The 22523-nt window shown below is 68.2% G+C and carries 18 protein-coding genes; 10 read left to right on the forward strand and 8 right to left on the reverse strand.

The window, feature by feature from the left end; translation table 11 throughout:
* Positions 1–213: 213 nt before the first annotated feature.
* Entirely contained in the window at positions 214–660 is a 447-nt protein-coding gene (locus O4G76_RS08550; protein WP_269396943.1) for an isoprenylcysteine carboxylmethyltransferase family protein, read from the reverse strand.
* Positions 661–761: 101 nt separating this feature from the next.
* Between O4G76_RS08550 and kynU the strand changes: the two genes are divergently transcribed.
* Complete coding sequence (gene kynU, locus O4G76_RS08555; RefSeq protein ID WP_269396944.1) at positions 762–1955, forward strand: kynureninase; 1194 nt, start codon at positions 762–764, stop codon at positions 1953–1955.
* 9 nt (positions 1956–1964) lie between these two features.
* Here kynU and O4G76_RS08560 read toward each other — a convergent pair whose 3' ends face one another.
* Positions 1965–3284 (reverse strand): cytochrome-c peroxidase, encoded by a 1320-nt coding sequence (locus O4G76_RS08560; protein ID WP_269396945.1) that lies wholly within the window; start codon positions 3282–3284, stop codon positions 1965–1967.
* A gap of 190 nt (positions 3285–3474) precedes the next feature.
* Here O4G76_RS08560 and O4G76_RS08565 point away from each other — a divergent pair, with 190 nt between their 5' ends.
* The 3 genes from O4G76_RS08565 to O4G76_RS08575 all read left to right on the forward strand — a co-directional run bounded on the left by O4G76_RS08565 (position 3475) and on the right by O4G76_RS08575 (position 9532).
* Positions 3475–4077 (forward strand): hypothetical protein, encoded by a 603-nt coding sequence (locus tag O4G76_RS08565; RefSeq protein WP_269396946.1) that lies wholly within the window; start codon positions 3475–3477, stop codon positions 4075–4077.
* 204 nt (positions 4078–4281) lie between these two features.
* Positions 4282–6138, forward strand: a complete 1857-nt coding sequence (locus O4G76_RS08570) for a DNA polymerase Y family protein (protein WP_306467246.1) — start codon at positions 4282–4284, stop codon at positions 6136–6138.
* Positions 6139–6208: 70 nt separating this feature from the next.
* Positions 6209–9532 (forward strand): error-prone DNA polymerase, encoded by a 3324-nt coding sequence (locus tag O4G76_RS08575; RefSeq protein ID WP_269396947.1) that lies wholly within the window; start codon positions 6209–6211, stop codon positions 9530–9532.
* 105 nt (positions 9533–9637) lie between these two features.
* On the opposite strand, the gene O4G76_RS08580 is transcribed toward O4G76_RS08575, so the two are convergent.
* The 4 genes from O4G76_RS08580 to O4G76_RS08595 form a co-directional block, all read right to left on the reverse strand.
* Positions 9638–10420 carry a gamma-glutamyl-gamma-aminobutyrate hydrolase family protein gene (locus O4G76_RS08580; protein WP_269396948.1) on the reverse strand — a complete coding sequence of 261 codons (783 nt, stop codon included), beginning with the start codon at positions 10418–10420 and terminating at the stop codon, positions 9638–9640.
* Positions 10421–10569: 149 nt separating this feature from the next.
* A complete protein-coding gene (locus O4G76_RS08585) occupies positions 10570–10998 on the reverse strand; it encodes a heme-binding protein (protein WP_269396949.1) in 429 nt (142 codons plus the stop codon).
* Positions 10998–13166 (reverse strand): malate synthase G, encoded by a 2169-nt coding sequence (locus O4G76_RS08590; protein ID WP_269396950.1) that lies wholly within the window; start codon positions 13164–13166, stop codon positions 10998–11000. Before O4G76_RS08590 ends, O4G76_RS08585 begins: the two co-directional genes overlap by 1 nt.
* A 133-nt stretch (positions 13167–13299) precedes the next feature.
* A complete protein-coding gene (locus tag O4G76_RS08595) occupies positions 13300–13560 on the reverse strand; it encodes a hypothetical protein (protein ID WP_269396951.1) in 261 nt (86 codons plus the stop codon).
* 123 nt (positions 13561–13683) lie between these two features.
* Between O4G76_RS08595 and pepN the strand changes: the two genes are divergently transcribed.
* From pepN to O4G76_RS08610, 3 genes are all read left to right on the forward strand, one after another.
* Positions 13684–16236, forward strand: coding sequence for an aminopeptidase N (gene pepN / locus O4G76_RS08600; protein ID WP_269396952.1), 2553 nt, complete (start codon positions 13684–13686; stop codon positions 16234–16236).
* A gap of 83 nt (positions 16237–16319) precedes the next feature.
* Positions 16320–16880 carry a type 1 glutamine amidotransferase domain-containing protein gene (locus tag O4G76_RS08605; RefSeq protein WP_269396953.1) on the forward strand — a complete coding sequence of 187 codons (561 nt, stop codon included), beginning with the start codon at positions 16320–16322 and terminating at the stop codon, positions 16878–16880.
* Positions 16881–17038: 158 nt separating this feature from the next.
* The gene (locus O4G76_RS08610; protein WP_269396954.1) at positions 17039–17902 is read left to right on the forward strand and encodes a lysophospholipid acyltransferase family protein; all 864 of its coding nucleotides are present in this window, start codon (positions 17039–17041) and stop codon (positions 17900–17902) included.
* Positions 17903–17906: 4 nt separating this feature from the next.
* Here O4G76_RS08610 and O4G76_RS08615 read toward each other — a convergent pair whose 3' ends face one another.
* Both O4G76_RS08615 and O4G76_RS08620 read right to left on the reverse strand, forming a co-directional pair.
* The gene (locus tag O4G76_RS08615; protein ID WP_269396955.1) at positions 17907–18812 is read right to left on the reverse strand and encodes a transglycosylase SLT domain-containing protein; all 906 of its coding nucleotides are present in this window, start codon (positions 18810–18812) and stop codon (positions 17907–17909) included.
* Between the two features lie 113 nt (positions 18813–18925).
* A complete protein-coding gene (locus O4G76_RS08620; RefSeq protein WP_165761369.1) occupies positions 18926–19546 on the reverse strand; it encodes a transglycosylase SLT domain-containing protein in 621 nt (206 codons plus the stop codon).
* A 252-nt stretch (positions 19547–19798) separates the two neighbouring features.
* On the opposite strand from O4G76_RS08620, the gene gatB reads away from it, so the two are divergent.
* The 3 genes from gatB to O4G76_RS08635 all read left to right on the forward strand — a co-directional run bounded on the left by gatB (position 19799) and on the right by O4G76_RS08635 (position 22502).
* The gene (gene gatB, locus O4G76_RS08625; protein WP_269396956.1) at positions 19799–21322 is read left to right on the forward strand and encodes an Asp-tRNA(Asn)/Glu-tRNA(Gln) amidotransferase subunit GatB; all 1524 of its coding nucleotides are present in this window, start codon (positions 19799–19801) and stop codon (positions 21320–21322) included.
* Between the two features lie 22 nt (positions 21323–21344).
* Positions 21345–21749 (forward strand): DUF4177 domain-containing protein, encoded by a 405-nt coding sequence (locus O4G76_RS08630; protein WP_269396957.1) that lies wholly within the window; start codon positions 21345–21347, stop codon positions 21747–21749.
* 105 nt (positions 21750–21854) lie between these two features.
* Positions 21855–22502 carry a J domain-containing protein gene (locus tag O4G76_RS08635; protein WP_085894739.1) on the forward strand — a complete coding sequence of 216 codons (648 nt, stop codon included), beginning with the start codon at positions 21855–21857 and terminating at the stop codon, positions 22500–22502.
* Positions 22503–22523: the final 21 nt, after the last annotated feature.

Raw genomic sequence — 22523 nt, forward strand, 5'->3', positions numbered from 1 at the left:
CCTCGATCAGGCACGCATGCCCCAGCTTCGCCAAGTCCCGCGCCGACGCAGGCGTCATCGATACCCGCGCCTCGCCGTCATGCAACTCCCTCGGTGCCCCGATCCTCACGCCACGTCCCCTCCGGTCATTCTGCGGTTGCGAGAGGAGTAGCCGGGGAAAGAATGTTGCACAAGAGCGGCAGCTGACTTTGCTGCCGCCGCGTCATGGCCGTGCTACAGCCAGCGGCGCGTGCGGGCGGCCCACTCCTCGAATGCGGCGCCGAAACCGCGACGCAGCATCGCCTCTTCGGGCCGGATGAAGCGTCGCTGCAGGATCGCGGCCAGCACGGGCACCAGAAGCAGAGCCAAGGGCGCGTCGAATACCAGCGCGCCGCCCGCGAGCAGCAACAGGTCGCCGAGATAGATCGGGTTGCGCGAGAACCGGAACGGCCCGTCGGTCACCAGCGCCGCCGCCTCCTGCCGGGGCATGACCTGCGTGCGATGACGCAGCATCGTGGCGCTGGCCCAGAGCATCAGGCCGAGCCCGACGAGGAAGACGATCACGCCCAGCGCCACGTGATACGGCCCGAAGCCGAGCCAGGCGGGCTCGACACGAGAAAGGCCCCATGCGGCGAGCAATCCGTAGAAGGTCCAGGCGGGCGGGAAGTCGATCCAGTACATCCACCTTTTCTGCCCTGCCGTCGGGGCGCTGTCACGCGCTGTTGCGCAAGGGCAGCCGTGCTGCCACAACTTCGCGGGCCAATGCGAGGAGGAGCGCCGAGATGACCGATTTCCAAGCCACCAAGGCGCTGTTCGCCCTGCCCGAGGGCGTGACCTATCTCGATGGCAACTCGCTCGGCCCGCTGCCCAAGGCGGCCCCGGAGCGCATGGCCCGCGCGATGTCCGGCGAATGGGGCGAGATGCTGATCACCGGCTGGAACAGGGCCGGCTGGATGGATCAGCCCGCGAAACTCGGCGACCGGATCGGCCGGCTGATCGGCGCGCCCGAAGGCACCACCGTGCTGGGCGACACGCTGTCGATCAAGGTGCACCAGGCGCTGGCCGCGGCGCTGGCGCTGCGACCCGAGCGTCGCGTGATCCTCAGCGACAGCGGCAATTTCCCCTCGGATCTCTACATGGCGCAGGGGCTGATCGAGCAGCTCGGACGCGGCCACGAACTGCGCGTCGTGGCGCCCGAGGAGGTCGAGGCGGCGATCGACGACGACGTCGCGGTGATGATGATCACCGAGGTCGACTACCGCACCGGCCGCCGCCACGACATGCCCGCGCTCATCGCCAAGGCCCATGAGGTCGGCGCGCTGGCGATCTGGGATCTCGCGCATTCGGCGGGGGCGGTGGATGTCGACGTGGCCGCGGCCGATACCGATTTCGCGGTGGGCTGCACCTACAAGTTCCTCAATGGCGGCCCCGGCGCGCCCGCCTTCATCCACGTGGCGCCCCGGCTGATCGACGAGGTGCAGCCGGCGCTGTCGGGCTGGCTCGGCCATGCCGAGCCCTTCGCCTTCGAACCGGGCTACCGTCCCGGTCCTGCCATCGCGCGGATGCGGGTGGGCACGCCCCCCGTGCTTGCCATGGCGGCGCTCGATGCCGCGCTCGACATCTGGGACCGGGTCGAGATCGACGATCTGCGCGCCGCTTCGCTGGCGCTTTCGGACCGCTTCATCGCGGGTGTCGAGGCCGCCTGCCCCGGGCTCGAACTGGCGACCCCTCGCGCGCATGCGCAGCGCGGCAGTCAGGTCTCGTTCCGCCATCCGCAGGGCTATGCGGTGATGCAGGCGTTGATCGCCCAAGGGGTGATCGGCGATTTCCGCGCGCCCGACATCCTGCGTTTCGGGATCACGCCGCTCTATCTCGACGAGGCCGATATCGACCGCGCCGTCGATGTGCTGGTGAGGATCCTGCGCGAGGGGTCCTGGGACCGTCCCGAATTCCACGCCCGCGCCGCCGTGACCTGAAACCGTCCCTCAGGGCATCGGCACCGGCAAGCCGCTGGGCACCGTTTCGGGAATGCCGAGCCGTCCGACCCGTGCCACCGGGTCGGTCAAGCTCTCCAGAAACGCGACCAGCGCGTCGATCTCGTCAGCTGCGAGCTTGACCGGCAGCTGCGTCACTGCCGAGGCGATGGCCTCGCTTTCGGCGGGGTCGTCGAGGATGCGCCAATCCGACACCTCCATCCGGGGCAGCACCGCCTGCCCCCGGTCATAGCCGGGCAGCGCCGCCGCCGGGTCGAGATGATCGGCCACGAAACCGCGCAGGCTCGCATGGCTGCCGGCATGGCCATAGGGCGCGGTGAGCGCCACGTTGCGCAGGGAAGGCGTGCGGAACGCATGGAGATCCTCGGCCCGGCCGGTGACCCGGAACCGCCCCTCGTCGCGCGCGTGGCTTTCGAACCGCGCGGCCTTGCCCGGGCCGAGTTGCGGCGCGCCCATGGCGTGAAAGCCGTGATCGGTCTGGAACGGGCCCGAATGGCAATCGGCGCAGCCCGCCGCGCCATAGAACAATGCCAACCCCGCCTCGGCCTGCGGATCGAGCGGCGCCCCCTCGCGCAGCCGCGCATCGAAGGGACTGGTATCGGAGCGGAACTCGAAGGTGATGAAGGCCGCGATGGCGTCCGAGATGTCGGTAAAGCCGATCTCCTCCGGGGCAAGCCCATAGGTATCCTCGAAGCGCACCGCGTAATCCGGAATTGCCGCCACGCGCCGCGCGATGAGATCCCATGCGCCGCCCGGCCCGGTCAGCATTCCAAGCCGCACCGCTTGCGCCACCTCGTTCTCGCTGTAGTGACCCGCCATCTCGTCGGGGCTGAGCACCGGAAACATGGTCTGAGCCGAGAGCATCGAGGCGAAGCCCGCGACCATGTCGGCATCGAGCGGCGTGCGCATGCCGCTGGGTGCGCCCGGATCCATCTCGACCCGCCCGTCATGGAACATGGACACGTATTCCAGCGCGCCGACATTCCACAGCGCCTGGCTGTTGCGCGGCACCCGCTGTTCGGGCGGGTTCTCGGGATCGACGGTGCGGAGCGGTCCGAGCCCCTGCCCGCCATCGCCCAAAGACAGCGACAGCCCGTCGGAGGTGCCGAATTCGGGGTGGTGACAGGTGGCGCAGGCGACCTCGCGATTGCCCGAGAGAAGAGGGTCGTAGAACAGCAATTGCCCCAGCGCCGCCTCGCGCGGGTCGACGTCGGGCCAGGCCGCGTCATCGAGCGGCGCGGGCAGATCCTGCGCCAGCCCCGTCCCGGCCCAGCCGAGAAAGGCCAGCGTTATCGTCGTCTTCCCGGTCATGTCACTCCCCCTTCGACGGAAGGTGCCGCAGCGCTTCACGCGGCGCAATGACGCAGACAACATTTGACGCAACGCTGCGGGCGGACTAGAACAAATACAGAACATTGATTTGCAGAGAGAACCCGTGACGTGGTCGCCCCCCGCTTCATGCCCCGCCTCTTCGGACGCGCTGCCGCGCAGGCCCGCGGCGTTGCGCCAGCCCACTTTGTCGGAAATCTTTCCCGAAACAGCAGTGGATGCCGCTGCCCCGGCCTTCGCGCTGGCGCATCTCGATCCCAGGGGCGGGCCGGTGCTGTGGATACAGGATCGGCTGTCGTTGCGCGAGAGCGGGCGGCCGTTTCCACCGGGTCTCGGGGGCTACGAGATCCTGCACCTGCAGGTATCGCGGGCGCAGGACGTGCTCTGGGCGATGGAGCAGGGACTCGGCTGCCCGGCGCTGGGCGCGGTAATCGGCGAGATCTGGGGCACCGCCCCGGCGGTCGACTTCACCGCGACCAAGCGGCTGGCGCTGCGTTCGGAGGCGCATGGCATCCCGGCATGGCTGATCCGACGCGGCACCGCGCCGGAACTGAGCGCGGCGCGAGAGCGATGGCGCGTCGCCGCCTTGCCCGCCCGGCCCGAGCCGGACGACGCGCGCGCGCCTGGTGCGGCGTTGTGGAGCGCCGAGCTGTTTCGCACGCGGTTCCGCGCGCCGGGACGCTGGGTGGCCGGTCATGACCCGCAAAGCGGAGATCTGGCGTTCGACCATGCGATCGACATGGATGCGGCGGAAGCGCAGCGCGCCATGGCCTGAGCCCTGCCGGGCTGGGCCGGCATCCGGCCCACAGGCATTCCGAGTGCGAGAGACCGGCCGTGACGCGCGCTTTCGCGACGGCATCGAGGGCGAAGCGATGACGGGGGCGGTGTTCTGGGGGACGCCGCGCCGCGCATTGCCATGGCCCGCGCCGCCCGAGGCAGTCCGAGCGCATTCGCGCATCGAACAGAGCGGACGCCGACGATGAGTGGCGGGGACAAGCTGCCCGTCCTCGCCTTTTCCGCGCCTCGAACGACCGAAGCCCGGCCCCGCGCCGCCGACCTCAGCCGCCTTGCGCGGGCGGCCGAGGCACTGCGCGCGGCGACCGAGGCCACATCGGGGGCCGAAGGCGTGGCACCGGCCGAGCCGGCAGCGTCAAAACAGAAGCAGGAGCAGGAGCAGGAGGTTTTCACACCGGTGGGGATGCCCCGCCCGCGCTGGCGCGCCGGGCCGGATGCGGCTGGTGCGCGACCCCGGGGGACCGGCTGCATGACGGGCGGGTCGACGACGCCCGGGGAGGCCGAGGCTGCCCGAGGCATCATGGCGCGGCGTATCCTGTCGCTGCACCTGCCGCGCTTTGCCATCGAGCGCTGGCAGGCCCATGCGGCGCGGCGCGGCCGGGCCCTGACCGATGACGTGCCGCTGGCGCTGGCAATCGAGGGGCCGCACGGACCGGTGATCCACGCGGTGAACCCGGCCGCCGAGGCGCTGGGGATCGGCCCGGGCGCGCGCGTCGTCGACATGCGCGCGCTCTGCCCCGAGCTGCGCACCGCCTTTGCCGAGCCCCGCGCCGACACGGCGGCGCTGGAACGGCTCATGCTCTGGGCCCGGCGCTGGTGCCCCTGGACCGCGATGGACGGAACCGACGCGCTGATCATGGACATCACCGGCTCGGAACATCTCTGGGGCGGCGAGGCGGCGATGCGGGCCGAGATCGAGAACCGCCTGGCGGGCCTCGGTCTCACCGCCCGAACCGCCATTGCCCCCACGCGCGGCACGGCTTGGGCGCTGGCCCGCTTCGCCCCGGCGATCTGCGATCCTGACGCGCTGTTCGCGCGCACCGATCCGCTGCCCGTGGCGGCGCTGCGGCTCGACGCCGCCACCGTGCAACTGCTCGACCGGCTTGGCCTCTCGACCATCGGCGCGCTGCGCGCCGTGCCGCGCCTCTCGCTCGCGCGCCGGTTTCGCGCAGGCGCGCCCGGGGCGGACCCGCTCCTGCGCCTCGATCAGCTCTCCGGCCGCACGCCCGAACCGGTCGACAGCCCAGACGACCCGCCGCGCTTCGCCGTGCAGGCCCGGCTCGCGGAGCCGGTGATCGATCCGGTGCCGCATCTGCCCGCGCTGGCCGAAGAGCTCTGCGCCGGGCTCGTCGCGGCGGGCTTCGGCGCCCGGCGGCTCGGACTGGCGCTTTACCGCACCGATGGCGAGGTGGCACAGGCGCAGGCCGCGACCTCGCAGCCCTCGCGCGATCCCGCTCACATGGTGCGACTGTTCGAAGGGCGGCTCGACGGCCTCGATCCCGGCTTCGGCTTCGACCTGATCACGCTGGCCGCGCTGGTGGCCGAAGCGCTTCCCGAGCGCCAGCGCCGGCTCGACGGGACGGCCGATGATGCCGAGGATCTCGCACGGCTGATCGACCGCCTCTCGGCACGCTTCGGCATCGGCACCCTGACCCGGCCCCTGCCGATGCCGAGCCACCTCCCCGAGCGGCAGATGCTGTGGTGCCCGGCGCTGCATTTGCCACGGCGCGCCTTTCCACCGCGCGCGCATCGCCCGCTGCGGCTGTTCGAGCCTCCCGAGGAGGTGCGCGTGCTCTACGCCGTTCCGGAAGGCCCGCCCGCGCAGCTCCTCTGGCGCCACCAGCGGCTGCGCGTGGCGCGCTTTGCGGGACCCGAGCGGATCGCACCGGAATGGTGGCGCGATCGGCCGGGTACGCGCCTGCGCGACTATTTCCGCATCGAGGACCACACCGGCCGGCGCTTCTGGCTCTACCGCGAGGGGCTTCTTGGCGATGGGCGCGGTGCCGAGCCCCGCTGGTTCGTGCACGGGGTTTTCGCATGAGCCGATACGACAGAACCGGAGTTTTCCAAAACTCCGGCACGGTCTTTTGCAAAAGACCGGGACCACGCTGATGCCGGAGATCGAGAAGCCGCCGCGTCGCGAGGTGCCCTCGGAGGAAAACTTCCTGCCGAACCCGGCCGCGCCATATGTCGAGTTGGGCCTCGCCACCTGCTTTTCCTTCCTGCGCGGTGCCTCCGACGCTGTCGAACTCGCGGTACAGGGCTGGCACCAGAATTATGACGCGCTGGGCATCGCCGATCTGAACACGTTGGCAGGCGTGGTCCGGATGCATATCGCGGCGAAGAAGGTAAACCTGCGGCCGGTGATCGGCGCGCGGCTCGTCTTGACCACCGGCGAGACGTTCCTCGCCTATCCTACCGACCGCGCCGCCTATGGCCGGCTCTCGGTGCTGCTGTCCAAGGGCAAGATGCGCGATCCGGAGGGACGCTGGCAGAAGAAGGGGATCTGCGAGATCACCCTTGGCGATTTGGCCGAGCATGCCGAGGGGCTGAAGCTCATCCTGTTGCCGCCGGACGACCTTGCAGGGCTCGGGAGCGCCCTGCCCCGGCTTGTGCGACGCTTGCCCGGCCTCGGCCATGTTGCGGCCTCCTATCTCTACCGGGGCCGCGACCGGGCCCGGATCAACGCGCTTGACCGCATGACCCGCGACGCCGGGCTGTCGCTGATGGCGACCAATGACGTGCTGTATCATGCGCCCGAACGGCGGCCGCTGCAGGATGTGATGACCTGCATCCGCGAGGGGATGGTTCTGGCGGAGGCCGGCGACCGGCTGCTGCCCAATGCCGAGCGGCACCTGAAATCGCCGGAAACGATGATGCGGCTTTTCGCGGAGTGGCCGCATGCGATCCGCGCCACGCGCGAGATCGCCGATGCTTGCCGGTTCGACTTGGAGGAACTGGCATACGAGTATCCACGCGAGGTGGTGCCCGAAGGCCGCAGCCCGCAGGACTATCTCGAAAAACTGACATGGGCAGGGGCGGCGGCACGCTGGCCCGAGGGCATTCCCCCCGCCACCCATACCGTGCTGCGCAAGGAACTGGCGATGATCGGCCGGCTCGACATCGCACGCTATTTCCTCACCATTCACGACATCATCCGCTTCGCGCGGGAAAAGGCACAGCCGCCGATCCTGTGCCAAGGACGCGGATCGGCGGCGAACTCGGCCGTGTGCTTCGTGCTGGGCATCACCGCTGTCGACCCGGCGCAGCACCAGTTGCTGTTCGAGCGCTTCATTTCCGACGAGCGAAAGGAGCCGCCCGATATCGACGTCGATTTCGAGCATGAGCGGCGCGAGGAGGTGATCCAGCACATCTATGCCAAGTACGGCCGCGCGCGCGCGGGGCTCTGCGCCACGGTGATCCATTACCGCCCCCGATCCGCGATCCGCGAGGTGGGCAAGGTGATGGGGCTGTCCGAGGACGTGACCGGCGCGCTGGCTAAGACCGTCTGGGGCCACTGGGGCAGCGGCATCGCCGAGGAGAACGTGCGCGAGGCCGGGCTCGATCCTACCGATCCGCTGCTGCGCAAGGCGCTGCTGATCGCCGGGCAGTTGGTGGGAATGCCGCGCCACCTCTCCCAGCATGTCGGCGGCTTCATCCTGACAGAACGGCCCCTGACCGAGACCGTGCCGATCGGCAACGGCGCCATGCCCAATCGCAGCTTCATCGAGTGGGACAAGGACGACATCGACGCGCTGGGCATCCTCAAGGTGGATATCCTCGCGCTCGGCATGCTGACCTGCATCCGCAAGAGCCTTGACCTGGTAGCGGCGCATTGGGGGCGGCGCGAGGACCTCGCCTCGATCCCGCGCGAGGACCCGCGCGTCTTCGACATGCTGTGCCGCGCCGACAGCCTTGGCGTGTTCCAGGTCGAGAGCCGGGCGCAGATGAATATGCTGCCGCGGTTGCGCCCGCGCTCCTTCTACGACCTCGTCATTCAGGTCGCCATCGTCCGCCCCGGCCCGATCCAAGGCGACATGGTGCATCCCTACCTACGCCGCCGCGCCGGCGAGGAGGCGGTCGAATACCCCTCCCCCGGCGCGCCGCACGACCCCGAGGAGTTGAAGTCGATCCTTGGCCGAACGCTGGGCGTGCCGATCTTTCAGGAACAGGCGATGAAGATCGCCATCGACGCGGCCCGGTTTTCGCCCGCCGAGGCGAACGAGTTGCGCAAGGCCATGGCGACCTTCCGATCTCGTGGCACGATCGCGCTTTTGCAGGAGAAGATGGTCGGGCGGATGGTGGCACGCGGCTATGACGAGGCGTTCGCGACGCGCTGCTTCGAGCAGATCAAGGGGTTTGGCGAATACGGCTTTCCCGAGAGCCACGCGGCGAGCTTCGCGCATCTGGTCTATGTCTCGTCATGGCTGAAATGCCATTTTCCCGGCGCCTTCGGCGCGGCGCTGCTGAACAGCCAACCGATGGGCTTCTACGCCCCCGCGCAGATCGTGCGCGACATGCGCGAGCATGGGGTCGAGGTCAGACCGGTGGACGTGAACATGTCGGACTGGGACTGCACGCTCGAGCCGATCTCGACGGGCGGCTTCGCGGTGCGGCTGGGGCTGCGCATGGTGGGCGGGCTCGCGGCCGAGACGGCGGCGCGGATCGTGGCGGCGCGTGATGCGCCCTTCGAGACCCCCGAGGCGCTGAAGAGCCGCGCCGGGATCGGCGCGGCGACGGTGCGCAGGCTGGCCCAGGCGGATGCGATGCGTTCGATGTTTCTCGACCGCCGACAGGCGCTATGGGAAACGCGGGGTCTGCGCGATGCGCCCGACCTGCCGCTGTTTCGGGAGGCACGCGACGAAGGCGCGGAGGTGCCGGTGCCACTGCCGGCCATGCCGGTCTGCGAGCAGGTGGTGGCCGACTACCAGACGCTGCGGCTGTCGCTGAAGGCGCATCCCATGGCCTTCCTGCGCCGCAGCCTGACCACGCAAGGCTATGCCAGCGCCGCCGAACTGAACCGCGCAGATCAGGGCCGGCGGCTGAAGCTCGCCGGGCTGGTGCTGATCCGGCAGAAACCGGGCAGCGCCAAGGGGGTGTGCTTCATCACGCTCGAGGACGAGACGGGCGTGGCCAACATCGTGGTCTGGCCCAAGGTGATGGCGCAGTTCCGCCGCGTGGTGATGCAGGCACGGCTTCTGGTGGTCGAAGGCTACGTGCAGCGCGACGTGGAGATCGTGCATTTCGTGGCGCAGCGGCTGGAGGACCGCTCCGACGCGCTCACTCGGCTCGCGCCCGGCGGCCTCGTCCCGCCGTCGAGCCATGCCGACGCGGTGAAGAACCCGGTGCAGGGCTCGGCGCGCGGCAGCGACGCGCCCACGAACGGGCATCCCCGCAATGCGCGCATCCTGCCGAAAAGCCGGGATTTTCACTGAGATGTTGCGCCATTCGTATTTACGGAAAGATGAACCAAAGGGACGCCCTCCCATTCATCTTTCTTCAAATACGCAAAGTGCCGGCCGATACCGAGCGGCAGCGTCTCAGGCGCTGCGCCGCGCTTGGGCAGGGGCCCCCTTGCAGGCTGCCCAGTCCCGCGCCGCCGCGCCGAAGGCCTCGAACAGCGGCCGCGAGACCGGGTCGGCGCCGGCATTCCACTCCGGGTGCCACTGCACGGACATGGTAAAGCCCGGCGCACCCTCGACATAAAGCGCCTCTGGCGTGCCGTCCGGCGCGTGGCCATCGATCACGATACGGCGGCCGGGCCGCTTGACCCCCTGCCCGTGCAGGGTGTTGGTCAGCACCTCGCGTGCGCCGAACAGCCGATGGAACGGACCGCCCTCGCTCAGCGTCACCACGTGACGCAGCGCGAATTTCTCCTCGAGCGTGCCGTCGGGGGGCATTCGGTGATTGGAACGGCCCGGCAGGTCGCGAATTTCGGGATAGAGCGAGCCGCCCATCGCCACGTTCACCTCCTGAAACCCGCGGCAGATGCCCAGAAAGGGCTGGCCGCGCTCGACGCAGGCGCGCACCAGCGGCAGGGTGATGGCGTCGCGCGAGCGATCGAACGCCCCATGCGCCGGCGTTTCCGCCTCGCCGTATTCGTCCGGGTGCACGTTGGGCCGCCCGCCAGTGAGCAGGAAGCCGTCGCAGGCCTCCAGCAGTTCCTCGACCGAGACGAGCTTGGGGTCCGCCGGGATCACCAGTGGCAGGCCGCCTGCCACCTGCGACACCGCAGAGGAGTTCATCGCACCCCCGCCATGGGTGACGTAATGGCCGTCGATGACGTGGTTGTTGCCGATGATTCCGATGACGGGACGGGTCATGATCGCTCCGGTTGCTGCTCCTTACAGATATACAGCCACGGTCTTTCTGAAAAGCATCGCGCGGCCCGGGAGACCCGGACCGCGCGCACATTCGCCGTCAATCGAGGCACATTACCGGCCCCGAAGGTCGTCCTGATCCGGAACGAGGATCAGGCAGCGCCGGTGAGACCGGCCGCCGCGATCCCCGCCAGAGCCGCCTCGGCGTCGTTGTCGGAGGTGTCGCCGGTGACCCCGACCGCGCCCAGCACCTCGCCATCGGCGCCGCGCACGATCACCCCGCCGGGGACCGGCACGACCTTGCCGCCGAAGGCGCCGTTGGCAGCGGTCATGAAGTAGTGCTGCGCCTCGGCGCGCGCCATCTGCGCCGAGCCGGGCATGCCCAGCATCACCGCGCCGTAGGCCTTGCCCTCGGCGATGGCATAGCGGCCGGGCGATGCGCCGTCCTCGCGCTCGAAGGCGAGCGGGTGGCCGCCCGCGTCGAGCACGATCACCGACATGGGCTTCAGGCCCATCTCATGCGCCTTGGCGAGGGTTTCACGGATGATGGTGCGCGCGGCGCCGATGTTGAGCTTGCTCATCAGACGTTCTCCAGATTCTTGAGTTCGAGGCGACGGCGATGCAGCACCGGCTCGGTATAGCCCGAGGGCTGCTTGCGGCCTTCGAAGACGAGGTCGCAGGCCGCCTGGAAGGCGAGGCTGTCGAAATGCGGGGCCATCGGCTTGTAGAGCGGATCACCCTCGTTCTGGCGGTCCACCACCTCGGCCATCTTCTTCATGGCGGCCATCACCTGCTCCTTGGAGACGACGCCGTGATGCAGCCAGTTGGCCAGGGCCTGCGACGAGATCCGGCAGGTCGCGCGATCCTCCATCAGGCCGATATCGTTGATGTCGGGCACCTTGGAGCAACCGACCCCCTGGTCGATCCAGCGCACCACGTAGCCGAGGATGCCCTGCGCGTTGTTCTCGATCTCGCGGGTGACTTCGGCATCGTCGAAATTGCGGCCGGTGGCGAGCGGGATCGTCAGCAGGTCCTCGAGCGTGCCACGGGCACCGCCCTGGGCGATCTCCTCCTGCCGCGCCAGCACGTCGACATGGTGGTAATGCGTCGCGTGCAGCGTCGCGGCGGTGGGAGAGGGCACCCAAGCGCAGGTCGCACCGGCCTTCGGGTGGCCGATCTTCTGCTCGAGCATATCGGCCATCCGGTCGGGCATCGCCCACATTCCCTTGCCGATCTGCGCCTTGCCGCGCAGCCCGCAAGCGAGGCCGATATCGACGTTGCGATCCTCGTAGGACTGGATCCAGGCCGAGGATTTCATCTCGCCCTTGGGAATCATCGGCCCGGCTTCCATCGAGGTATGGATCTCGTCGCCGGTACGATCGAGGAAGCCGGTGTTGATGAAGGCCACCCGGTTCTTCGCGGCACGGATGCATTCCTTGAGGTTGGCCGAGGTGCGGCGCTCCTCGTCCATGATGCCGAGCTTGACCGTGTATTGCGGCAGGCCGAGCATCTTCTCGACGGCGGAGAACATCTCGTCCGAAAGCTTCACCTCGTCGGGGCCGTGCATCTTCGGCTTCACGATGTAGACCGAGCCATGCACCGAGTTGCGCGGGCCTTCGGTCTTCTTCAGGTCGTGCATGGCGATGAGCACGGTGATCACCGCGTCCATCAGCCCCTCGGAGATCTCGCGTTCGTCATCCTTGCCGATGATCGCCGGGTTGGTCATCAGGTGGCCGACATTGCGCACCAGCATCAGTGAGCGGCCCTTGACGGTCAGGGCCGAGCCGTCGGGCGCGTTGAAGTGCTGGTCGCCTTCCATGCGGCGGGTCATTTCCTCGCCGCCCTTCTGGAAGGTGGCCGAAAGCGTGCCCTGCATCAGGCCGAGCCAGTTGCGATAGGCCAGCACCTTGTCCTCGGCATCGACCGCCGCGACCGAATCCTCGCAATCCATGATGGTCGAGATCGCACTCTCGAGCCGGATGTCGGAGATGCCGGCGCGGTCCGAGCCGCCGATCCGGCTCGACGGGTCGACCACGATCTCGATCAGCAGGCCGTTCTTTTCCAGCAGCACCTGCAACTCGGCCTTGCCGTCGGTCTTCGAGCCCGCGAACTGCTCGGGCTCCTTGAGACCGTGCTCGGCATCGCCCTTGCAGCCGATCAGTGTGCCGCCCTTGATCTCCAGCCGGTCGATCTCGGCCCAGGAGGCGCCGTCGAGCGGGGCGACCTCGTCGAGATGCTTGCGGCCCCAGGCGATCACCTCGGCGCCGCGCTCCTCGTCATAGCCCTTGCCCTGCGGCAGGCTGCCCAGCGCATCGGTGCCGTAGAGCGCGTCATAGAGGCTGCCCCAGCGCGCATTCGCGGCGTTGAGCGCGAAGCGGGCATTGGTGATCGGTACCACCAGCTGCGGCCCGGGCGTGGTGGCGATCTCGGGATCGGTGTTCTCGGTGCCGATCTCGAAATCATCGCCCTCGGTCGTCAGGTAGCCGATGCCCTCCAGCATCTGCCGGTATTCGGCCGGGTCGATCTGCTGCCCCTTGCGGCTCAGATGCCAAGCGTCGATCTCGGCCTGCATCTTCGCGCGCACCGACAGCGCGTCACGGATGCGCGGCCCGAATTCCTGCGCCAGCGCGGCAAAGCCTTTCCAGAAGTCGTCGGCGTCGATCCCCGTCCCCGGAAGCGCCTCTTCCTTGATGAATTGCACCAGCTCGGGCGCCACCATCAGCCCGTGCTTGTCGATCCTCTCGGCCATCTGCCGTCTCCTCCTCGTGTTCTTCGTGCAAATGGCTAATCGATCCCGGCAGGTGCGGCAACTCGATCTCGCCGTGACGCGCGAAGGGCGCGGATCGGAGGACCCGCGCCCTTCCCGGTCGGTCGCCTATGGCTCACTGCTGCTCGGCGGTACCGACGGTATCGTTAATCTGCTCGGGCGCGCCGACGATCTCTGCGTCATCGGCCTGCTCGACCTCTCCGCTGCCCACGGCTTCGACGGTGCTCTCGGCTTCGGGCTCGTTGCCTTGGCCGAAACCGATGAAGACGAGGAAGAGTATCAGCAGCACGCCGAAGCCGGCGACGATGGCCATGCCAGTCAGGGGGCCCTTGTGGCGTTTTTCCTGTTTCTCGACGTCTGTATGCGGGGCGGACATGTCACTTCTCCTCACTGGTTGCCGCGCCGGCAGGGGCGGTCGCGGTCGGGGGCGCGCTTGAAGGCCCCCTGTTGCGGCCCTAACGTCCGGCAGGCCCGAAGGTTCAGCGAAAGGTTCCCTGACATGACACAGCACGATCCCCGCACCGTCTATCTCAGGGACTACACCCCGCCCGCCTATCTGGTGGAGGAGGTGCGCCTGACCTTCCGGCTTGCGCCGCATGCGACGCGGGTGCTGTCCGAAATCCGCTTCCGGCCCAACCCGGACGCCACCGGACGGGAGTTCTTCCTGCATGGCGAGCAGCTGAAGCTGATATCGGCGCATGTCGACGGCGCCCCGGTCACGCCGGAGCTGGTCGAGGGCGGTCTCAGGCTCGACGCCCCCGATGCCCCCTTCACCTTCGCGGCCGAGGTCGAGATCGACCCCGAGAACAACACCGCGCTCGAAGGGCTCTACCGCTCGAACGGCATGTACTGCACCCAGTGCGAGGCCGAAGGCTTTCGCAAGATCACCTTCTATCCCGACCGCCCCGACGTGATGGCGCCGTTCCACGTGCGGATCGAGAGCGACCAGCCGGTGCTGCTGTCGAACGGCAACCCCGGCGCCTCGGGCGAGGGTTTCGCCGAATGGCACGACCCCTGGCCCAAGCCCGCCTACCTCTTCGCGCTGGTCGCGGGCGATCTCGTTGCCCATTCCGACAGCTTCACCACCATGTCCGGCCGCGAGGTCGCGCTGAACCTTTGGGTCCGCGAGGCCGATATCGACAAATGCGCCTTCGGGATGGAGGCGCTGAAGAAGTCGATGAAATGGGATGAGGAGGTCTATGGCCGCGAATACGATCTCGACGTGTTCAACATCGTCGCGGTCGACGACTTCAACATGGGCGCGATGGAGAACAAGGGGCTGAACATCTTCAACTCCTCCGCCGTGCTCGCCTCGCCCGCCACCGCCACCGATGCCGATTTCGAGCGGATCGAAGCGATCATCGCGCATGAATATTTCCACAACTGGACCGGCAACCGCGTCACCTGCCGCGACTGGTTCCAGCTCTGCCTCAAGGAAGGTCTCACGGTATTCCGCGACCAGCAGTTCACCGGCGACATGCGCTCCCACGCGGTGAAGCGGATCGGCGACGCGATGCTGCTGCGCTCGGCCCAGTTCCGCGAGGATAACGGCCCCCTCGCCCACCCGGTTCGGCCCGAAAGCTTCGTCGAGATCAACAATTTCTACACCGTCACCGTCTATGAGAAGGGTGCCGAACTGGTCGGCATGCTTCGCAGGCTGGTGGGGGAAGAGGGCTACAGGAAGGCGCTCGACCTCTATTTCGAGCGCCATGACGGCCAGGCCGTGACGATCGAGGACTGGCTCAAAGCCTTCGAGGACGCGACCGGCCGGGAACTGTCGCAATTCGCGCGCTGGTACATCCAGGCGGGCACGCCCCGCGTTCACGTGGCCGAGGACTGGTCCGACGGTCGCTACACGCTCACGCTCCGGCAGGAAACGCCGCCGAGCCCGGGCCAGACCGAGAAGCAGCCGGTGGTGATCCCGGTGGCGGTGGGGCTCTTGAACCCCAATGGCGACGAGGTGGTGCCGACGCAGGTGCTGGAGTTGACCGAGGCCGAGCAGAGCTTCGCCTTCGACGGTCTCTCGGCCCGGCCCGTGCCGTCGATCCTGCGCGGTTTCTCCGCCCCCGTGATCCTCAAGCAGGAACAGTCCGACGAGACCCGTGCCTTCCTGCTCGCGCATGACACCGATCCGTTCAACAAATGGGAAGCGGGGCGCGTCCTCGCCCGCACCGGCCTCATGGCAATGATCCTCGACGGCGACGGCCCGCATGCGGGCTTTATCGACGCCCTGGGGCGCGGCATCGCCGACGAGAGCCTCGACCCGGCCTTCCGCGCCCAGCTTCTGGCCCTGCCGGGCGAGGACGAGCTGGCGCAGGCGATATTCGAAACCGGTCAGGCGCCCGACCCCATGGCGATCCATGAGGCACGTGAGGCGCTGCGCCGCGCCATCTCGGCACGGCTGAACGACGTGCTGACCCGCCTCTACGAGGCGCATCAGGTCAGCGGTCCCTACAGCCCCGAAGCCGAGGATGCCGGCCGCCGCGCGCTCACCAACGCCGCGCTGTCGCTGCTGTCGCTCACGGAAGGCGGCGACCGGGCGCGGGCGCAGTTCCAGGCCGCCGACAACATGACCCAGCAGATCGCGGCGCTGGGCACGCTGCTGACGATCGGAGAGGGCGAAGCCGAACTGACGGCCTTCGAGGAGCAGTGGCGCCATGAGCGGCTGGTGATGAACAAATGGTTCGGTCTGCAGGTCGCCGCCGCCAAGCCCGAGGCGGCGGCAGACACCGCCGAGGCACTGACCCGGCACCCGGCCTTCGACTGGAAGAATCCGAACCGCTTCCGCGCCGTGTTCGGTGCGCTCGCCGGCAACGCGGCGGGATTTCATCACCCCTCCGGCGCGGGCTACCGGCTTCTGGCCGATTGGCTGTTGAAGCTCGACCCGCTTAACCCTCAGACCACGGCGCGGATGACTCAGGCCTTCTCGACTTGGAAGCGCTACGCCCCCGAGCGGCAGGCGTTGATCCGAGCCGAGCTGGAGCGGATTGCCGGGACCGAGGGGCTCAGCCGCGATACCTCCGAGATGGTCGGGCGCATGCTGGCCGGCTGACGCGTCCGTGAGGGGGCGGCATGGAACGCCCCCTCCCTCCTTGCGGTTCGGGCAGCGAAGACCCGAACCGCAAGGAGACGGACATGACCGATATCAAGGACGCGAAGATCCTCATCATCGCCACCGACGGCTTCGAGAAGGTCGAGCTGGAGGTGCCGCGCGACAAGCTGCGCGAGGCCGGCGCCACAGTGCATGTCGCGAGCCCCGACGGCGATGCCATCAAGAGCTGGGACGAGACGGATTGGGGCCCGAAGGCCGATGTCGACCTGAAGATCTCGGATGCGAAGGTGGATGATTATCACGCCATCGTGCTGCCGGGGGGCCAGATCAACCCCGACGTGCTGCGCACCAAGCCCGAAGCGGTGCGGCTCGTGAAGGACTTCACCGCCGCCGGCAAGATCGTCGCGGCGATCTGCCACGGGCCCTGGCTGCTGATCGAGGCCGATGTGGTACGCGGGCGCGAGATGACCTCCTACCCCTCGATCCGCACCGATTTGAAGAACGCCGGGGCCAATGTCGTGGACAAGGAGGTCGCGACCGATCAGGGCATCGTGACCAGCCGCAATCCCGGTGATCTCGACGCCTTCGTGGCCAAGATCATCGAGGAAATTAGCGAGGGCAGACACCCCCGCCAAGCCGCGTGATCCACGCGAAATGGGTGCGGTGGCGTGCTGCCGCATCCATTCCAGATTGTGGCGCGCAGCCGCCGTTCCGCCCGTCCAAGGGCCACTGCCATTGCCAAATGCACAGCGATCCAGCAATTGTCACGGAACTGCCGCGTGGGAATGGTTATTAAAGCTCCATGAAAGACCGCATTGACCCGCTGATTGCCGAGCGCGCGCCCTGGATGTTCCGGCAATCACCTCTCGTGAGGCCGTTGCGCGGTCTTTTGCACCTCGCCCTGTCCTATGACCGCACGGTCGCGATCGGCACCGAACTGCGCGACGAGCCCACCTCTCGCATCATGGGTGACATGGGTGACCTGCTGGCGCGGCATCTCACCGTGGTGGGGCTCGACAATGTGCCGCGTCATGGGCCCGCTCTCATCGTCGCCAACCATCCCACCGGCATCGCCGACGGGATCATGCTCTATCACGCGCTCAAGACGATCCGTCCCGATCTCTTCATCTACGCCAATGGCGACATCCTGCGGGTGCTGCCGCAGATGGAGGATTTGATCGTGCCGGTGGAGTGGCGCAAGGAGAAGCGCAGCCACGCCAAGACCAAGGTGACGATGGACCTGACCAAGCAGGCGGTGAAGGAAGGCCGGCTGGGCGTGATCTTCCCGTCGGGTCGGCTCGCGAAACGGCGTGGGCTCCGATTGCACGAGCGGCCCTGGATGCCTTCGGCGGCGATGCTCGCGCGCAAGTTCGACCTGCCGGTGATCCCGGTGAACATCCGCGCTCGCAACTCGGCGCTGTTCTACCTCTTCGACCTGATCCACCCGACGCTGCGCGACATCACCCTGTTCCACGAGATGCTGAACAAGGACCGTCAGCCCTATGTCATCACCGTGGGCGAAGAGATCTCGCCCGCCGCGTTGCCTTCGAAATCCGAGGATGGCATCGAGATGCTGCGCCGCGCGACGCTGGCCTTGGGCGGACGCGACGCACCGACGGTGAGCCTCGTGCGCTCGACCCGCTCGGTGCTGCGCGGGCGGGCCTGAAGCGTCAGGACGCCATGCCCGATCGTTCGAGGCTCTGCTGAGGGCGCGCTTGCGGGCGCGGCACCGTGAGCGGCGTGGCGCTTTGGCAATAGCTCTGTTCCCGGGTCCAGGCCGCCATCTCGGCGCGCATCGCGGGCTTGGTCATCGGGCCCCAATCGGCGGCGATGCCCGCCCGTCGGCCGTCCTTCATCGCCACCGCGCCGTCGCGCTTGACGGTCCGGGCCGTGATCCGGGCGGCGCAGCTGAGATTGCGGACCGGGTCGCGCAGCATCGCGCCGTCGCGTGCGACGCAACCATAGCCCCGCGCCGTGCCGGGCAGGATCTGCAAAAGCCCGTGATAGAGCCCGCCCCCGCCCACCGCATCGGCGCGGTGCCGGCTCTCGAACCGCGCCAGAGCCGACATCACGCCGACCCAGAAGGCGCGGCGCAGCCGCGGCGGGTTCTCGGCATAGGCCGGGCACCATGTCGCGATGTCGGCCGGGACCACCTCGGCAAGATCCGAGGCCGGGCCGCGCAACGCCGACATCAGGCCACGGGTCCAGATCCCGGTGCCCGGCTTTCCGTCCCAGTGCGCCTCCGGCAGGAACGGATCGCGGGCACGCGGGCGCAGTCCCGCTTCGCCATCGGGGGCCTTGGCCGCCAGCGTCGCGGGGCGCGACATCGGGCGCAGCACGATGTCCGGTCGCGGATCGGCCTGAAGCTCGGGCGCGATCACGGTTGAAAACGCGCGGCGAGGCGGCTCGGGACCTGTCCGCGGCGGTACAGGTGTGTCTCGTGGCGGCTCGTCCGCATCGTCTCGCATCTCGATGGAAGCCGCGAGGATTTGCGCCGGGTCCGACAGCTCGGCGTGGACCATCGAACCCGGCATCACGGCCATCGATCCCCCCAGGATCATCAGTGCCACGAGCATGGGGGGATAACTGCACCGGCGCCAAGACACGATGCAACGCGAAAATGGCGCAATGCCGCGAGGTTGCCCCTCTTGACGTGGCGCCTGTGTCGCGGCGGCGACAGGCATCCCCCTCAGCCGGCCCGTTTCGATTTGGCGGCGGCCTGCGCGGTCTGACGTGGCTGGCAGTAGCTCTGGCTGCGGGTCCAGTTCGCCATCTCGTTGCGTTTCCTCGAGGAGTGGAACGGGCCCCAGTCGGCCGCGAGACCCCGCATGCCCGCCGAAACGACACCGTCGCGGCGCACGGTACGCGCGGCGATGCGCACGGCGCAGGACAGGTTCGCGACGCCGTCCTTGAGCGCCGAACCGCTGCCGGCGGCGCAGCCATAGCTGCGCGCGGTGGCGGGCGCGATCTGCACCAGCCCGAACCACTTGCCCCCGCCGCCGACGGCCTCGGGGTTCCATGTGCTTTCATGCTTGGCCAGCGCCGAGAGCATCCCGGCCCAGAAGGCGGCGCGCTCGTCCTCGGAGGCTTCGGCATAGCCGGGGCACCAGTTCGCGATGTCGCCGGGCACCTGGCTCAGCAGCGGCGCGCCATGCGCCTTGAGCGCGGCCAGCGTCGCATCGGTCCATCGGGCGCTTTCGGGGCGGTGGTCCCAGGCCATCACCGGCAGCGCGGCAGGGGCTGCGGCCTCCACCTCGGGCTCGGGAATCTGGGCACAGGCAGCACCTAGCGAGAGCAGCGCGATCGGCATGAGGCGGCGCAAACGCGCGGATACACGTGTCGGGAACATTATTCGTATTGGTCCGTTGTGGCAGCAACTGGCGTCGATCTCTCCCGCAGCACGTGCGGCTGTCGAGTCCGTGCTTCATCCGCTTGGATTTTCGGCGGGATACCGCCCAGCGGCTGCGTGGCTCCGCCGAGCCGCGCGCGCTCTCCCGACCCTTGAAGAAACGGTCATTCGCGCCTAATCAGGCCCGCGACAACCGTGCAAGGAGAGGCTCCCATGCTGGACCTGACATTCGAGGCCCCCGCCCCCAAGGTGATCGCGGGCGCGACCGGGGATTGGGAGCTGGTGATCGGCCTCGAGGTGCATGCGCAAGTCGCCACCCGTGCCAAGCTGTTCTCCGGCGCCTCGACCGAGTTCGGCGCCGAGCCCAATTCCAACGTTTCCTTCATCGACGCGGGCATGCCGGGCATGCTGCCGGTGATCAACGAGGGCTGCGTGGCGCAGGCGGTGCGCACCGGGCTCGGGCTCAAGGCGGAGATCAACCTGCGCTCGGCCTTCGATCGCAAGAACTATTTCTACCCGGACCTGCCGCAGGGCTACCAGATCAGCCAGCTCTACCACCCGATCGTCGGCGAGGGCGAAGTGATCGTCGAGATGGGCGCGGGCGTTGCCCGCCGCGTGCGCATCGAGCGCATCCACCTCGAGCAGGACGCGGGCAAGTCGATTCACGACATGGACCCGAACATGTCCTTCGTCGATCTCAACCGCACCGGCGTGGCGCTGATGGAGATCGTCTCGCGGCCCGACATCCGTGGCCCCGAGGAAGCCGCCGCCTATGTCGGCAAGCTGCGCCAGATCCTGCGCTACCTCGGCACCTGCGACGGCAACATGCAGAACGGCAACCTGCGCGCCGACGTCAACGTCTCGGTCTGCCGTCCCGGCGATTACGAGCGCTATCAGGAGACGCAAGACTTCTCGCATCTCGGCACCCGCTGCGAGATCAAGAACATGAACTCGATGCGCTTCATCCAGGCCGCGATCGATTTCGAGGCGCGCCGCCAGATCGCGATCCTCGAGGATGGCGGCAGCGTCGTGCAGGAAACCCGCCTCTACGATCCGGACAAGAACGAGACCCGGTCGATGCGTTCCAAGGAAGAGGCGCATGACTACCGCTACTTCCCCGACCCCGACCTGCTGCCGCTCGAGATCGAGCAGGCCTGGGTCGACGACATCGCGGCGCATCTGCCGGAACTGCCCGACGCCAAGAAGGCGCGCTTCATGGGCGATATGGGCCTGTCGGATTACGACGCGGGCGTGCTGACGGCGGAACTCACCAACGCCATCTACTTCGAGGCGGTGGTGAACCATCTCGACAGCGCCAAGGATGGCAAGCTCGCCGCGAACTGGGTCATCAACGAGCTGTTCGGCCGGCTCAAGAAGGACGATCTGGGTATCGAACAGAGCCCGGTCAGCCCGGCACAGCTGGGCGACATCGTCGTGCTGATCGCCAAGGGCGACATCTCGGGCAAGATCGCCAAGGAGCTGTTCGAGATCGTCTATACCGAGGGCGGCGACCCGGCGAAGATCGTCGAGGAGCGTGGCATGAAGCAGGTCACGGATACCGGTGCCATCGAGACGGCGGTCGACGAGATCATCGCCGCCAACCCGGCGCAGGTCGAGAAGGCCAAGCAGAACCCCAAGCTCGCGGGCTGGTTCGTGGGCCAGGTGATGAAATCCACCGGCGGCAAGGCTAACCCCGCCGCCGTCAATCAGATCGTCACGCAGAAGCTCGGGCTCTGAGCCCGTGCCGGAGGAGAGCGCCATGACCGCCTACGAGTATCGCGTCGTTCCCGCGCCCAAGCGCGGGGTCAAGGAGCGCGGCCTGAAGACCGGCGAGGATCGCTACGCCCATGCGCTGCAGGGCACGATCAACGACCTGGGCGCGAAGGGCTGGGAATATCTGCGCGCCGAAACCCTGCCCTGCGAGGAGCGCCAGGGCCTGCGCGGTCGCAGCACCGTCTACCATTCGGTGCTGGTGTTCCGCCGCGCCACCGGGGCTCAGCCCGCCGCCACGCCGGTGGCGGCCGAGCCGATGGCCGCGCAGCAGGGGCTGAGCGCCAGCCGCGCCGAGACCCCCGCCGCCGCGCGGCCGGTGCCCGGCGCCCGGGAGGCGCAGGAAATCCCCGACCGTCCGGCGCCGCAGGTCACCGCGAACCGCGGCGACTGATCCCGGCGGGCCGACGCCGAAGGGGCGGAAAATGCCCTCCGCCCCTTCAATCTCCGGCTCTTTGGACTAAACTGCCGCGTCCGACTCGAAAGGATGAGGCAGAGCATGGCAAAGAACGACCCCTTCGGTTTCGATATGTCGGTATCGGCATCGAAGAAGAAAAACCCGCGCGGCAGACGCGGGATGTCCGGCGCCTTCGAGACCTCGACGCGGGTCTGCGACCACCCGGGCTGCGAGGAGGCCGGCAAGTACCGCGCCCCGAAATCACCCGATATCCTCGATGACTACTTCTGGTTCTGCAAGGAACACGTGCGCGAATACAACCTGAAGTGGAACTTCTTCGACGGCAGCACCGAGGCCGAGTTCAGCGAGCAGATCGAGAACGACCGGGTCTGGGGCCGGTCGACCAAGCCCTTCGGCAAGCGCAGCGAGGAACAGCGCGCCTGGGCGCGTCTGGGCGTCGACGACCCGCACCAGGTGCTGGGTGAAAACGCCACCCGCAACCCCGGCAAGAACGCGGCCCAGCAGGGCCATACCCGCCGCCTGCCCGCCACCGAGCGCCGCGCGCTCGAGGTGCTCGACGCCAAGGACAGCTGGTCCAAGGCCGAGATCCGAAAATCCTACAAGGCGCTGATCAAGGTGCTGCATCCCGACATGAATGGCGGCGATCGCAGCCAGGAGGAGCAGCTCTCCGAGGTGGTCTGGGCGTGGGACCAGATCAAGGACAGCAAGTCCTTTCGCGACAAGGATTGATCAAGAGGGCCGCCTCACGCC

Source organism: Limimaricola sp. G21655-S1, assembly GCF_027213785.1.
Taxonomy (GTDB): domain Bacteria; phylum Pseudomonadota; class Alphaproteobacteria; order Rhodobacterales; family Rhodobacteraceae; genus Limimaricola.

Coding starts and splice junctions, on each gene's coding strand:
- O4G76_RS08635 (WP_085894739.1), top strand. CDS start 21,855: ATGGCAAAGAACGACCCCTTCGGTTTCGATATGTCGGTATCGGCATCG.
- O4G76_RS08550 (WP_269396943.1), bottom strand. CDS start 660: ATGTACTGGATCGACTTCCCGCCCGCCTGGACCTTCTACGGATTGCTC.
- O4G76_RS08575 (WP_269396947.1), top strand. CDS start 6,209: ATGCCGGAGATCGAGAAGCCGCCGCGTCGCGAGGTGCCCTCGGAGGAA.
- O4G76_RS08595 (WP_269396951.1), bottom strand. CDS start 13,560: ATGTCCGCCCCGCATACAGACGTCGAGAAACAGGAAAAACGCCACAAG.
- O4G76_RS08560 (WP_269396945.1), bottom strand. CDS start 3,284: ATGACCGGGAAGACGACGATAACGCTGGCCTTTCTCGGCTGGGCCGGG.
- O4G76_RS08570 (WP_306467246.1), top strand. CDS start 4,282: ATGAGTGGCGGGGACAAGCTGCCCGTCCTCGCCTTTTCCGCGCCTCGA.
- kynU (WP_269396944.1), top strand. CDS start 762: ATGACCGATTTCCAAGCCACCAAGGCGCTGTTCGCCCTGCCCGAGGGC.
- O4G76_RS08580 (WP_269396948.1), bottom strand. CDS start 10,420: ATGACCCGTCCCGTCATCGGAATCATCGGCAACAACCACGTCATCGAC.
- pepN (WP_269396952.1), top strand. CDS start 13,684: ATGACACAGCACGATCCCCGCACCGTCTATCTCAGGGACTACACCCCG.
- O4G76_RS08610 (WP_269396954.1), top strand. CDS start 17,039: ATGAAAGACCGCATTGACCCGCTGATTGCCGAGCGCGCGCCCTGGATG.
- O4G76_RS08615 (WP_269396955.1), bottom strand. CDS start 18,812: ATGCTCGTGGCACTGATGATCCTGGGGGGATCGATGGCCGTGATGCCG.
- O4G76_RS08590 (WP_269396950.1), bottom strand. CDS start 13,166: ATGGCCGAGAGGATCGACAAGCACGGGCTGATGGTGGCGCCCGAGCTG.
- gatB (WP_269396956.1), top strand. CDS start 19,799: ATGCTGGACCTGACATTCGAGGCCCCCGCCCCCAAGGTGATCGCGGGC.
- O4G76_RS08630 (WP_269396957.1), top strand. CDS start 21,345: ATGACCGCCTACGAGTATCGCGTCGTTCCCGCGCCCAAGCGCGGGGTC.
- O4G76_RS08585 (WP_269396949.1), bottom strand. CDS start 10,998: ATGAGCAAGCTCAACATCGGCGCCGCGCGCACCATCATCCGTGAAACC.
- O4G76_RS08605 (WP_269396953.1), top strand. CDS start 16,320: ATGACCGATATCAAGGACGCGAAGATCCTCATCATCGCCACCGACGGC.
- O4G76_RS08620 (WP_165761369.1), bottom strand. CDS start 19,546: ATGCCGATCGCGCTGCTCTCGCTAGGTGCTGCCTGTGCCCAGATTCCC.